The 12,527-nt window shown below is 71.8% G+C and carries 11 protein-coding genes; 2 read left to right on the forward strand and 9 right to left on the reverse strand.

Features of this window, described 5'->3' with window-relative positions; translation table 11 throughout:
- Positions 1-10 precede the first annotated feature (10 nt).
- The 9 genes from gatB to AB0C62_RS12185 all read right to left on the reverse strand — a co-directional run bounded on the left by gatB (position 11) and on the right by AB0C62_RS12185 (position 11,245).
- Entirely contained in the window at positions 11-1,528 is a 1,518-nt protein-coding gene (gatB, locus tag AB0C62_RS12145; protein WP_362972080.1) for an Asp-tRNA(Asn)/Glu-tRNA(Gln) amidotransferase subunit GatB, read from the reverse strand.
- Positions 1,529-1,544: 16 nt separating this feature from the next.
- On the reverse strand, positions 1,545-1,775 hold the full coding sequence (locus tag AB0C62_RS12150; protein WP_081219570.1) for a hypothetical protein: 231 nt from the start codon (positions 1,773-1,775) through the stop codon (positions 1,545-1,547).
- 8 nt (positions 1,776-1,783) lie between these two features.
- Complete coding sequence (gatA, locus tag AB0C62_RS12155; protein WP_362972082.1) at positions 1,784-3,289, reverse strand: Asp-tRNA(Asn)/Glu-tRNA(Gln) amidotransferase subunit GatA; 1,506 nt, start codon at positions 3,287-3,289, stop codon at positions 1,784-1,786.
- Positions 3,290-3,294: 5 nt separating this feature from the next.
- The gene (gatC, locus tag AB0C62_RS12160; protein ID WP_015036350.1) at positions 3,295-3,591 is read right to left on the reverse strand and encodes an Asp-tRNA(Asn)/Glu-tRNA(Gln) amidotransferase subunit GatC; all 297 of its coding nucleotides are present in this window, start codon (positions 3,589-3,591) and stop codon (positions 3,295-3,297) included.
- Between the two features lie 531 nt (positions 3,592-4,122).
- Entirely contained in the window at positions 4,123-6,363 is a 2,241-nt protein-coding gene (locus tag AB0C62_RS12165; protein ID WP_362972084.1) for an EAL domain-containing protein, read from the reverse strand.
- Positions 6,364-6,623: 260 nt separating this feature from the next.
- On the reverse strand, positions 6,624-8,819 hold the full coding sequence (gene ligA / locus AB0C62_RS12170; RefSeq protein ID WP_362972086.1) for an NAD-dependent DNA ligase LigA: 2,196 nt from the start codon (positions 8,817-8,819) through the stop codon (positions 6,624-6,626).
- A 15-nt stretch (positions 8,820-8,834) separates the two neighbouring features.
- Entirely contained in the window at positions 8,835-9,842 is a 1,008-nt protein-coding gene (locus AB0C62_RS12175; RefSeq protein ID WP_362972088.1) for a methionine synthase, read from the reverse strand.
- Between the two features lie 68 nt (positions 9,843-9,910).
- Entirely contained in the window at positions 9,911-10,609 is a 699-nt protein-coding gene (locus AB0C62_RS12180; RefSeq protein WP_362972090.1) for an SDR family oxidoreductase, read from the reverse strand.
- Positions 10,610-10,705: 96 nt separating this feature from the next.
- A complete protein-coding gene (locus AB0C62_RS12185) occupies positions 10,706-11,245 on the reverse strand; it encodes a TIGR00730 family Rossman fold protein (RefSeq protein WP_358819009.1) in 540 nt (179 codons plus the stop codon).
- Positions 11,246-11,295: 50 nt separating this feature from the next.
- Between AB0C62_RS12185 and AB0C62_RS12190 the strand changes: the two genes are divergently transcribed.
- Together AB0C62_RS12190 and AB0C62_RS12195 are read left to right on the forward strand one after the other, a co-directional pair.
- Positions 11,296-11,619: a DUF427 domain-containing protein gene (locus AB0C62_RS12190; RefSeq protein WP_327408885.1), complete on the forward strand. Its 324-nt coding sequence runs from the start codon at positions 11,296-11,298 to the stop codon at positions 11,617-11,619.
- A 65-nt stretch (positions 11,620-11,684) separates the two neighbouring features.
- Positions 11,685-12,470 (forward strand): alpha/beta hydrolase, encoded by a 786-nt coding sequence (locus AB0C62_RS12195; protein ID WP_362972093.1) that lies wholly within the window; start codon positions 11,685-11,687, stop codon positions 12,468-12,470.
- Positions 12,471-12,527: the final 57 nt, after the last annotated feature.

A 12,527-nucleotide genomic window follows, 5' to 3' on the forward strand; every position in this document is an offset into this window, starting at 1 on the left:
AAACGTGACCTCAGCCCTCGCTGACGCCCAGCTTCTCCAGGATGAGCTCCTTGACGCGGGCCGCGTCGGCCTGGCCGCGGGTGGCCTTCATGACCGCACCGACGAGCGCGCCGACGGCCTGGACCTTGCCGCCGCGGATCTTGTCGGCGATGCCCGGGTTCCCGGCGATGGCCTCGTCGACGGCGGCGGTCAGCGCGCCCTCGTCCGAGACGACCTTCAGGCCGCGCTTCTCGACGACCTCGTCCGGAGTGCCCTCGCCGGCGAGAACGCCCTCGATGACCTGGCGGGCCAGCTTGTCGTTCAGATCGCCGGACGTGACCAGCTCGGCCACCCGGGCGACCTGCGCCGGGGTGATCGGCAGGTCCTCCAGCGCCTTGCCGGACTCGTTGGCGCTGCGCGCCAGCTCGCCCATCCACCACTTGCGGGCGGACGTGGCGTCGGCCCCGGCCTCGATCGTCGCGACGATCGGGTCGATGGCACCGGCGTTGAGGATCGACTGCATGTCGTGGGCATTGACGCCCCACTCCTCGCGCAGCCGGTTGCGACGGGCCAGCGGCTGCTCGGGAAGCCCGGCGCGCAGCTCCTCCACCCAGTCACGGGACGGGGCGACGGGGACGAGGTCGGGCTCCGGGAAGTACCGGTAGTCCTCGGCCTCCTCCTTCACACGGCCCGAGGTCGTGGACCCGGTGTCCTCGTGGAAGTGGCGGGTCTCCTGGATGATCGTGCCGCCGGAGTTCAGCACCGCGGCGTGGCGCTGGATCTCGAAGCGGGCGGCACGCTCGACGGAACGCAGGGAGTTGACGTTCTTCGTCTCGGAGCGCGTGCCGAACTTCTCGCGGCCGTGCGGGCGCAGCGAGAGGTTCACGTCGCAGCGCATCTGGCCCTGCTCCATGCGTGCCTCGGAGACACCGAGCGCCTTGATGAGCTCGCGCAGCTCGGCGACGTACGCCTTGGCGACCTCGGGTGCACGCTCGCCCGCGCCCTCGATCGGCTTGGTGACGATCTCGATGAGCGGGATGCCCGCGCGGTTGTAGTCGAGCAGGGAGTGCGAGGCGCCGTGGATGCGGCCGGTGGCACCGCCGACGTGCAGCGACTTGCCGGTGTCCTCCTCCATGTGGGCGCGCTCGATCTGCACGCGGAAGACCTCGCCGTCCTCCAGCTGGACGTCCAGATAGCCGTTGAAGGCGATCGGCTCGTCGTACTGGGAGGTCTGGAAGTTCTTCGGCATGTCCGGATAGAAGTAGTTCTTCCGGGCGAAGCGGCACCACTCGGCGATCTCGCAGTGCAGCGCGAGGCCGATCTTGATGGCGGACTCGACGCCGATCGCGTTGACGACCGGGAGCGCGCCGGGCATGCCGAGGCAGGTGGGGCAGGTCTGCGCGTTGGGCGCGGCGCCCAACTCGGTCGAACAGCCGCAGAACATCTTGGTCTTGGTGCCGAGTTCGACGTGGACCTCGAGGCCCATGACGGGGTCGTAGGTCGCCAGAGCGTCCTCGTACGACACCAACTCGTCGGTCGTGGTGGTCACGGTGAAAACTTCCCTCTCAGCCCAGCAGGACGTCGTCGTCGCCCAGGCGCTTGAGCTCCCGGTAGAGGATGGCGAGGCCGGTGACGATGGCGGCGGCGGACACGGCCGCGTCGAGCAGGCGCAGCGTGTCGTTCTCCGAGCGGGCCTTCTTGACCTGCTTGGCGACACCGAGCGCACCGAAGGCCGTGCCGGCCATGGACAGGTACGTGCCGGACTTGGACTTCTTGAAACCCTTGGCCTTGGACATTGCCTTGCTCACAGCGACGGAGCCTCCTCAAGCAGCGGGTGCCCCCACTTTTCCACGAAGGCTGCCTCGACGGCGGCGCCGACCTTGTACAGCCGGTCGTCCTGGAGGGCGGGGGCGATGATCTGCAGGCCGACCGGGAGATTGTCCTCCGGAGCGAGACCACAGGGCAGCGACATGGCGGAGTTGCCGGCCAGGTTGGTCGGAATGGTGCACAGGTCCGCGAGGTACATCGCCATCGGGTCGTCCGCGCGCTCGCCGATCGGGAAGGCGGTGGTGGGCGTGGTCGGGGAGACGATCACGTCGACCTGCTCGAACGCCTTCTCGAAGTCGCGGGTGATGAGCGTACGGACCTTCTGGGCGCTGCCGTAGTACGCGTCGTAGTAGCCGGAGCTGAGCGCGTACGTGCCGAGCATGATGCGGCGCTTCACCTCGGGGCCGAAGCCGGCCTCACGGGTGAGGGCGGTGACCTCCTCGGCGGAGTGCGTACCGTCGTCGCCGACGCGCGCGCCGTAGCGCAGGCCGTCGAAGCGGGCGAGGTTGCTCGAACACTCGGACGGGGCGATCAGGTAGTACGCGGAGAGCGCCAGGTCGAAGGACGGGCAGTCCAGCTCGACGATCTCGGCGCCCAGCTCCTTGAGCATGGTGACGGCCTCGTCGAAGCGCTGCACCACACCGGCCTGGTAGCCCTCGCCGCGGAACTGCTTGACGACGCCGACGCGCATGCCGGCGACGCTGCCGTTGCGGGCGGCCTCGACGACCGGCGGGACCGGGGCGTCGATGGACGTCGAGTCCAGCGGGTCGTGGCCGGCGATGACCTCGTGGAGCAGGGCCGCGTCCAGGACCGTACGGGCGCAGGGGCCGCCCTGGTCGAGGGAGCTGGAGAAGGCGACCATGCCGTACCGCGACACGGCGCCGTACGTCGGCTTGACGCCGACCGTGCCGGTGACGGCGGCCGGCTGGCGGATGGAACCGCCGGTGTCGGTGCCGATCGCGAGCGGCGCCTGGTAGGAGGCGAGGGCCGCGGACGAGCCGCCGCCGGAGCCGCCGGGGATGCGCGTGAGGTCCCACGGGTTGCCGGTCGGACCGTACGCGCTGTTCTCGGTGGAGGACCCCATGGCGAACTCGTCCATGTTGGTCTTGCCCAGGATGACGACGTCGGCGGCCTTCAGCCGCTTGGTGAGCGTCGCGTCGTACGGCGGGATCCAGCCTTCGAGGATCTTCGAACCGACCGTGGTCGGGATGCCCTCGGTGGTGAAGATGTCCTTCAGCGCGAGCGGTACGCCGGCGAGCGGGCCGAGCTTCTCGCCGGCCGCGCGCTTGGCGTCCACGGCGCGGGCCTGCGTGAGGGCGCCCTCACGGTCGACGTGCAGGAAGGCGTGCACCTTCTCGTCGACGGCCCCGATCCGGGCGAGGTGGGCCTCGGTGACCTCGACGGCCGTCAGCTCGCCCGCCGCGATCTTCTCGGCGATCTCGGCGGCGGTGAGCTTGATGATGTTGACGTTGGTGTCCGTCATGGTGATTAGTCCTCCCCCAGGATCTGCGGCACCTTGAAACGCTGCTGCTCCTGGGCCGGGGCGCCGGAGAGCGCCTGCTCGGGGGTGAGCGACGGACGGACCTCGTCCGCGCGCATGACGTTCGTCAGCGGCAGCGGATGAGAGGTCGGCGGTACGTCTTGGTCGGCGACCTCGCTGACGCGGGCGACCGCGCCGATGATGTCGTCGAGCTGGCCGGCGAAGTGGTCGAGCTCTTCGCCCTTCAGCTCCAGACGCGCCAGCCGTGCGAGGTGGGCGACCTCCTCGCGCGTGATGCCAGGCATGCAGCGATCCTCTGGGGTGAGTGTGTGTGGTTTGGCCCAATCCTATGGGTCCCGCGCCTGTGCCCGCGCCCGGGTTTGCCGCGGACGCCCCCCGGACCTCCGCCCAAACCCCGCAATCCCCCACGCCACTCTCCCCGGCGGTCGGCCCCGCCGAGACTGGCCGGCCGTCGCCCCATCGCGCCTGCCCGGCGATCGGCCCCACCGAGCCTGCCGGTCTTCGGTGCGTTGACGCCGACCGGCGTGCACCGCACCGGACCGCCGGCCTCCGGCCGGACGATCCCCCGCCCCCGCACCACCCGTAACCCTCAGCCACCAGGCACAGCCCTCCCGCGCGGCCTTCCCGCCGTCGGCGTCCGTCCCTCCGCGCTACCGCCCACCGCTGGGCGGGAGACCCCCAACGGGCGGTGCGCGGGTGGGAAACCACCACCCACGACGGGCAGACGCCCACGGCGACGAGGCACCCCCGGCGAGCCCAGCCTCTCGGGAGGCAGTCACGGGCGGGCGGGGTGGGATCCCACCCGGAAAGGGGGGCTACTCCGCCGCGGGCAGCGCGGCGCGGGGACGCTGCCAGCCCCGGGACCCCCGGGCGAGCAGCCACGCAGTCGCCTCCTCCGGAGGCATCGCCGCGGCGACCAGCCAGCCCTGGACGGCGTCACACCCCAGATCCCGCAACCGCTCCCACGTCTCGTCGTCCTCGACCCCCTCCGCGACGACGAGCAGCCCGAGCGAATGCGCGAGATCGACGGTGCAGCGCACGATCTCGGCGTCCTCGGTGTCCACGGCGAGCCGCGCGACGAACGACCGGTCGATCTTCAGCTCGCTGACGGGGAGCCTGCGCAGATGCACGAGGGAGGAGTACCCGGTGCCGAAGTCGTCCAGCGACATCTTCACGCCGTGCCCGGTGAGCGCCGCCAGGGTGTCGGCGGCCCGCTGCGGATCCTCCAGGAGCACGTGCTCGGTGATCTCCAGTTGGAGCGCTCCCGCGGGGACGCCGTGCCGGGCGAGACGCGCGGCGACGGAGCCGGCAAAACCGGGGGTGTGGACGTCGCGGGGCGAGACGTTGACCGCGACGGGTACGAACAGACCCTGGGCGCGCCAGCGGGCGACCTGCGCGAGGGCGGTCTCCAGGACGTACTCGGTGAGGTGGGGCATCAGCCCGGACGACTCGGCGATCGCGATGAACTCGTCCGGCGGCACCTTCCCCCGCTCGGGGTGCACCCAGCGGACGAGCGCCTCCAGGCCGGCCACCTGCCCGTCGAAGCGGACCTTGGGCTGGTAGTGCAGTTCGACGTCACCGGCGTCCAGCGCGCGGCGCAGGTCGCCCAGCAGGCCGAGCCGGTCGGGGGTGTTGGAGTCCCGCTTGGACTCGTAGACCTCGACGCCCGTGCGGTCGCGCTTGGCCTGGTACATCGCGACGTCCGCCCGGCGCAGCAGCCCCTCGGCCTCGAGGGCGTGGTCGGGGAAGACGGCGAGCCCGGCGCTGGCCTCCAGGACGAGGGTGAGTCCGTCGAGGTCGAGCGGCGAGCCGAGGGCGGCGACGAGGTTGCGGGCGACGCGGGTGGCCGACGTGGTGGAGTCCGCGACCGGGAGTAACACGGCGAACTCGTCCCCGCCGAGTCGTGCGGCCTCCGCCCCGCGCGGCAGGGCGAGCCGTAGCCGGTCGGCGATCTGGAGGAGGAGCCGGTCACCGGCGAGGTGCCCCAACGTGTCGTTCACCGACCGGAACCGGTCGAGGTCGATCAGCATGAGCGCGGACCGTGCGCCGATGCGCTCGGCGTCGTCCAGGGCCGTCCAGGTGCGCTCCAGCAGCCACTGCCGGTTGGGCAGTCCGGTGAGCGGGTCACGGAGCTGTTCCTCGGCCCGCGCGCGGGCTATCCACAGGGTGGAGTCGAGGGCGATCAGCGGGATCGAGAAGAGGGGCAGCAGCATCGGCTGGGACATCGCGACGACGCACACGAGCGGCGCGATACCGAGCACGGCGACGGCGACGAGTCCCTGTCTGACCAGGGCCGTACGGGCGACGGTGCGCAGTCCGCCACCGCGCCGGGCGTGCAGACACCAGAGCAGGCCCCGGGTGACGGCCAGGTAGGTGCACGCGACCAGGACCACCTGGGGAGCCGCGTACAGCGTCCAGGTCGTGGCGACCCACGGGGTCTCGACGCTGGGGAACCGCCCGAACGAGGCGAGGACGAGGGCTCCGGCGCCGATGCCGAGGATGTCGACGGCGCCGTGCAGCACGCCCTGGCGCCAGCGGTTGCGGCGGGCCGTGCCGACCAGGACGACGACGGTCAGGCTGACCATTCCGGCCGGGACCCAGCCGTAGAGCAGCAGGACCGCGAGGGTGAGCGCCCCGCCGGAGCCGGTGCCGCCCCACCAGCGGGCGCGGCCGAGGGCGACGAGGTGGCCGACGATGATGCCGGTCAGCAGGGCGAGGGCCCAGCCGACGGTGCCGCACGGGAAGAGCGCGTGGTGGTCGCTGAACGCCCGGTAGAAACCGGCGCCCAGGACGATGCCGGCCGCGCCGACGACCGCCGCGGGCAGTGCGGGCCAGGCCGTGTGGCGTTCGGGGTCCTGGCCGGGCAGACCGGTGCCGCGCCCGGCGGTGAGCGGGCCGGCGCCGGACGGGGCGGGAGCGCCGAGCGGTGCGGCACCGAGGCCGCTGGGCGCGGGACGCTGCGCGGACCGTCCGGTCCGCATTCCCGCCAGCCACGCGCCGGTCATCCGGCTCAGTCGCAGCCGGGAGTCCGGGGCGGCGCTCTCGGTCGGTTCCATTCCCGTCCCTCTCACAGCCGGCGGTGCCCACGCCACGCGGTCCGTCGCCGGCGACAACTGCCAACGGAGCCACGTCGGAAAACCCTTCCCCCGGCTCCCGAGGAACAGGGGGTGCGCCGGCCGCAACTGGGCACGACGGGCGCACACGTCAACAGTAGGCCGCGGAAGGCTTCCACGGGCAGCGGTCGTCTACGGTTGCCCGAATGCGACCCGGCCACCCGTATGCATCTGATATGCGCCGAACGGGTGGCCTTCAACCGCTACTCCTCGATCGGAAGTGCGACGTCCGCCGCCGCTTCGGGTCCTTGTTCGAGCAGGACCGCGAAGCCGTCCTCGTTCAGAACCGGAACCTTGAGCTGCATCGCCTTGTCGTACTTCGAACCAGGATTGTCACCGACGACGACGAATGACGTCTTCTTCGAAACAGAACCGGTCACTTTCGCTCCACGGCTCTGGAGTTGCTCCTTGGCGCCGTCCCGCGTGTGGTGTTCGAGCGTGCCCGTCACGACGACCGTGAGGCCTTCGAGGGGACGCGGCCCCTGGTCCTCGCCCGCGCCCTCGTCCTCCATCCGGACCCCGGCGGCCCGCCACTTGCGGATGATCTCGCGGTGCCAGTCCTCGGCGAACCACTCCTTGAGGGAGGCGGCGATGATCGGCCCCACCCCTTCGGTGGTGGCGAGCTCCTCCTCGGTCGCCTGCTCGATCCGGTCGACGGAGCGGAACTCGCGGGCCAGCGCCTCGGCCGCGACGGGCCCGACGTGACGGATCGACAGGCCCGTGAGGACCCGCGCGAGGGGGCGGTCCTTGGCGGCGGCGATGGTGTCGAGCATGGCAAGCGCGTTCTTCCGGGGCTCGCCCTGCTGGTTGGCGAAGATCGTGGCGATCTTCTCCTCGCCGGTCTTCGGGTCACGCTTGGGCAGTCCGCTGTCCTGGTCGAGGACATACGTCTTGATGGGCAGCAGCCGCTCGATGGTGAGGCCGAAGAGGTCGCCCTCGTCGGTCAGCGGCGGCTCGGACGGCTCCAGCGGTTTGGTGAGGGCGGCCGCGGCGACGTACCCGAAGTGGTCGATGTCCAGCGCCTTGCGGCCCGCGAGGTAGAACAGCCGCTCGCGCAACTGGGCCGGGCAGGTCCGCGCGTTCGGGCAGCGCAGGTCGACGTCGGCCTCCTTCATGGGCCGCAGCGGCGTACCGCACTCGGGGCACTCGGCCGGCATCACGAACTCCCGCTCGCTGCCGTCCCGCAGGTCGGCGACCGGGCCGAGGATCTCCGGGATGACGTCACCGGCCTTGCGCAGCACCACCGTGTCCCCGATGAGGACGCCCTTGGCCTTCACCACGTCCTGGTTGTGCAGGGTGGCGAACTCGACCTCGGAACCCGCGACCGTGACCGGCTCGACCTGCGCGTACGGAGTGACGCGGCCCGTGCGGCCCACGCCCACGCGGATGTTGACGAGCTTGGTGTTGACCTCCTCGGGCGCGTACTTCCAGGCGATCGCCCAGCGCGGCGCCCGCGAGGTGGAGCCGAGGCGTCCCTGGAGGGGGATCTCGTCGAGCTTGACGACCACGCCGTCGATCTCGTGCTCCACGGAGTGGCGGTTCTCCCCGTAGTACGCGATGAACTCCCGTACGCCGTCGAGGTCGTCGACCACCTTGGCGTACCGCGTGGTGGGCAGGCCCCACGAGTGCAGCAGGGCGTAGGCCTCGGAGAGGCGGCCGAGGCCGTCGAAGCCCTCCAGGGCGCCGATGCCGTGGACGACCATGTGCAGCGGGCGGGACGCGGTGACGCGCGGGTCCTTCTGGCGCAGTGAACCGGCCGCCGCGTTGCGCGGGTTGGCGAAGGGCTTGTCGCCGGCCTCCACCAGGCGGGCGTTGAGCTCCTCGAACTTCTCCATCGGGAAGTAGACCTCGCCGCGGATCTCCACGAGGTCCGGGACGCGGTCGCCGGTCAGGCGGTCCGGGATCTCCGCGATCGTACGGACGTTGGGCGTGATGTCCTCGCCCGTCCGGCCGTCGCCGCGGGTGGCCGCGCGCGTCAGACGGCCGCGCTCGTACGTCAGGTTGACCGCGAGGCCGTCGACCTTCAGCTCGCACAGGAAGTGGTGGTCGGAGGTGCCCACGTCCTTGGCGACGCGCTCCGCCCAGGCGGCCAGCTCCAGATCGGAGAAGGCGTTGTCCAGCGACAGCATGCGCTGGCGGTGCTGGACCGAGGTGAACTCCGTGGCGTACGCGCCCGCGACCTTCTGGGTCGGCGAGTCGGGGGTGCGCAGCTCGGGGTGGTCCTCCTCCAGGGCTTCCAGGGAGCGCAGCAGCTTGTCGAACTCGGCGTCGCTGACGACCGGCGCGTCGTTCACGTAGTACCGGAAGCGGTGCTCCTCGATCTGCTCAGCGAGCTGCGCGTGCTTCTCCCGTGCCTCGGCGGGTACCGATGTGGGCTCTGCGTGCTTTTCGCCGGCCACCGTTGTGTCCTCCCGTTACTCAGGGTTGTCCGCGAGGGATCTCGCCGCCCGGACGCAGTGGGCGAGCGCCTTGCGCGCGTAGTCGGGGGAAGCCCCCGCGAGCCCGCACGACGGAGTGAGCGTGACGGCCTCCGCAAGCAGCCCCGGCCGCAGCCCCAGCCTGCGCCACAGCGTCCTGACACCCATGACGCTACCGGCAGGGTCGGACAACGGACCGTCCACGCCGGGGACGACACCGGCGAACAGACGCGTCCCGCTCTCGGCGGCTTCTCCGATCGCGTCGTCGTCACGCTCGGTGAGCAGCGAGAAGTCGAAGGAGATCGCCGTCGCACCCGCCCGGCGCAGCAGCGCGAAGGGGACGTCCGGGGCGCAGGAGTGGACCACGACGGGTCCGCCCGCGTGGGCGCCGAGGACGTCGCGGAGGGTTCCCTCGACGAGCTGGCGGTCCACGGCGCGGTGAGTGCGGTAGCCGCTGGCGCTGCGCACCTGGCCGCGCAGCACGGAGACGAGGGAGGGTTCGTCGAGCTGGAGGACGACCTGGGCGCCGGGGATCCGGGCGCGTACGTCGGCGAGGTGGACGCGCAGTCCCTCCGCGAGCGAGCCGGCCAGGTCACGGCAGGCGCCCGGGTCGGAGAGCGCCGACTCGCCGTTCCTCAGTTCCAGGGCGGCGGCCAGCGTCCAGGGTCCGACCGCCTGCACCTTCACCGGGCCCTCGTAGCCCTGGGTGAACTCCTCCAGGGCGTCGAGGTCCTCCCCCAGCCAGGACCGGGCCCGCTTGGTGTCCCGGCCCGGCCGGTCGCCGATCCGCCAGCCGCTGGGCTCCACGCGCGCGTACAGCTCGACGAGCATCCCGGCGGTCCGGCCGATCATGTCGGCGCCCGGCCCGCGCGCGGGGAGTTCGGCGAGGAAGGGGAAGTCCTCCACGGAACCGGTGACGGTCTTCGCGGCCTCCCGGGCGTCGCCGCCCGGCATGGACCCGACCCCGGTGGCTGCACCGAAGCTGAACACGCTGTTTTCGCTCACCCCGGAAGCCTACGGAATCCCGGGGCGAGGTCGGCGACCCGGGCAGAGGTCAGCCGTCCGGGCGGAGGTCAGCGCCCCGGGCGCACCGTCAGGTCGTTGACCTCGGCGTCGCGCGGCAGGTCGAGCGCCATCAGGATGGTGGTCGCGACGGACTCGGGGTCGATCCAGCGGGCGGCGTCGTAGTCCTTGCCCTCCTGCTGGTGGACCTTGGCCTGCATGGGGCTGGCGGTGCGGCCGGGGTAGACGGAGGTGACCCGGACACCGGCGGCGTGCTCCTCGTGGCGCAGGGAGTCCGCGAGGGCCTTCAGGCCGTGCTTGGAGGCGGCGTAGGCGGACCAGTCGGCGTGGGCGTTCAGACCGGCCCCCGAGTTCACGAACAGCACGTGCCCCTGGGCGACACGGAGCTGGGGCAGGAAGTGGCGGGTCAGCTCGGCGGGGGCGATCAGGTTGACGTTGAGCTGGTGGCGCCAGGACTTCGGGGTCAGGTCGCCGACCCGACCGAGGTCGACCACGCCGGCGATGTGCAGCAGCGAGTCGACGCTGTCGGGGAGCGTCTGGTGGGAGAAGGCCCAGGAGAGCTTGTCCGGGTCCGCCAGGTCGCCGACCAGGGTCTTCGCCCCGGGGAAGGCGGCGGCGAGCTCCTTCGCGCGGCCCGCGTCGCGCGCGTGGAGCACGAGGTCGTCCCCGCGCGCGTGCAGACGACGGGCGACGGCCGCGCCGATGCCGGAACCGGCCCCGGTGATCACATGTGTAGCCATGGACGCCATGCTCGCATCACCGGACGCCGCTCCCGCACCAGGTCCCGGTACGTCACACGGGTCCGCACGGGACCGCGTGCCGGCGCCCCGGATGCCGCCCGCGCCTCACTGAGTGCCGAGGCTCTCCTCCAGGTAGGCGACGGCCCCCACGGGCTCCTCCGCGAAGAAGACCAGGTCGGTCAGCGGCCGGGGCAGGAAGCCCTCGGCGTCCATGCGGCGGAACTGCTCCTTGAGGCCGTCGTAGAACCCGGCCGTGTTCAGCAGGACCACCGGCTTCTCGGTCTTCCCGTGCTTCTTCAGCTCCAGGATCTCCGTCGCCTCGTCGAGGGTTCCGGTGCCGCCGACCATGACGACCACGGCGTCCGCCTTCGCCAGCAGCAGCGCCTTGCGCTCGGCCAGGTCACCGGCGATGACCATCTCGTCGGCGCCGGGGCGGGCCTTGGCGGCCAGGAAGTCCACGGACACCCCCACGAGCCGTCCGCCCGCCTCCTGGACACCGTCGGCGACGACCTTCATCAGCCCCACGTCGGAGCCGCCCCACACCAGCGTGTGGCCGCCCTTGCCGAGGAGTTCCGCGAACTCCCGCGCGGGGCGCGTGTAGCGGTCGTCGAGGTCGGCGGCGGAGAGGAAGACGCAGATGTTCATGTCCTCACCGTACGCGGGAACGAATCGGGGCCCGCGAGCGCTTTCCCGGTATGGCTGAAGGACACACGATCACCATCGAGCAGGGCACCCAGCACGTCCGCGTCGTGCACGGCGACCAGGTCCTGGCGGAGAGCGACCGCCCCCTGGTGCTGCGCGAGACCGGCTGTCCGGTGCGCTATTACCTCCCGCCCGAGGACGTCCGTCTCGACCTGCTGACGCCCTCCGACACCCACACGTACTGCCCCTTCAAGGGCACCGCGTCGTACTGGTCGCGTCCGGACGGCGCGGACCTCGTGTGGGCCTACCCCGACCCCAAGCCCGACGTCGCCGGGATCAAGGACCACTTCTGCTTCTACGAGCAGGACGTGTCCTGACGTCGCGCCCCCACGCGGGCGTGGCGACGCGATGAGTTCCGGGCCACCCGGCAGTCTTCCCAGGCATGGACAAGAAGACCATCTCGCGCGACGGGACACCCATCGCGTACCAACGTTTCGGTGACGGCCCGGCGGTCGTCCTGGTCGGCGGGGCCATGTGCACGGGCGCCACACTGGCGCCCCTCGCCGAGGCCCTGTCCGACCGTTTCGGGGCCGTCACCTACGACCGCCGGGGCCGCGGTCGCAGCGGTGACACCGAGCCCTTCGCGGTCGCTCGTGAGGTCGAGGACATCGCGGCGCTGATCGAGGCCTCCGGAGGCAGCGCGGCGCTCTACGGCATCTCGTCGGGCGGCGCGCTCGCCCTGCGGGCGGTGGCGAGCGGGCTGCCCGTGCGCGAGATCGCGGTCTACGAGACGCCCTTCGCCCTCGACGACCGGGGCGGCAAGGAGCGCGCCGAGTACACCGAGCGGTTGACGGAACTGCTCGCGCAGGACCGGCGCGGGGATGCCGTCGAGCTGTTCCTGTCCCGGGTCGGCACGCCGCCGGAGACGATCGCCGGAATCCGTCTGTCCCACGCGTGGGCCGGCATGGAGGCCATCGCTCCGACCCTGGCGTACGACAATGCCGCGCTCGGCGACGGCACGGTGCCCCGTGAGCGACTGGCCGCCGTGCCCGTGCCGGTGCTGTCGATCGCGGGCGACGCCAGCCCCGGCTGGATGCGCGAGGCGGCCCGTGTCGTCGCGGACACGGCGCCCGTCGGCTCGTACCGCACGCTGGAGGGGCAGACGCACATGGTCGATTCCCTGGTGCTCGCCCCGGTGCTGGCGGAGTTCTTCGACGCGAACGGCTAGCCGCCCTGGACCGCTGCCTCACCCGGCGACGTCTGCCTCACCCCGGCCCGGCGGCGG

The sequence above is a fragment of the Streptomyces sp. NPDC048643 genome, from assembly GCF_040650615.1.
Classification (GTDB): Bacteria; Actinomycetota; Actinomycetes; order Streptomycetales; family Streptomycetaceae; genus Streptomyces.

Excerpts from the sequence above, each read along its gene's own strand:
- AB0C62_RS12150 (WP_081219570.1), bottom strand. The coding sequence starts at position 1,775 with ATGTCCAAGGCCAAGGGTTTCAAGAAGTCCAAGTCCGGCACGTACCTG.
- gatA (WP_362972082.1), bottom strand. The coding sequence starts at position 3,289 with ATGACGGACACCAACGTCAACATCATCAAGCTCACCGCCGCCGAGATC.
- gatC (WP_015036350.1), bottom strand. The coding sequence starts at position 3,591 with ATGCCTGGCATCACGCGCGAGGAGGTCGCCCACCTCGCACGGCTGGCG.
- AB0C62_RS12165 (WP_362972084.1), bottom strand. The coding sequence starts at position 6,363 with ATGGAACCGACCGAGAGCGCCGCCCCGGACTCCCGGCTGCGACTGAGC.
- AB0C62_RS12180 (WP_362972090.1), bottom strand. The coding sequence starts at position 10,609 with ATGGCGTCCATGGCTACACATGTGATCACCGGGGCCGGTTCCGGCATC.
- AB0C62_RS12185 (WP_358819009.1), bottom strand. The coding sequence starts at position 11,245 with ATGAACATCTGCGTCTTCCTCTCCGCCGCCGACCTCGACGACCGCTAC.
- AB0C62_RS12190 (WP_327408885.1), top strand. The coding sequence starts at position 11,296 with ATGGCTGAAGGACACACGATCACCATCGAGCAGGGCACCCAGCACGTC.
- AB0C62_RS12195 (WP_362972093.1), top strand. The coding sequence starts at position 11,685 with ATGGACAAGAAGACCATCTCGCGCGACGGGACACCCATCGCGTACCAA.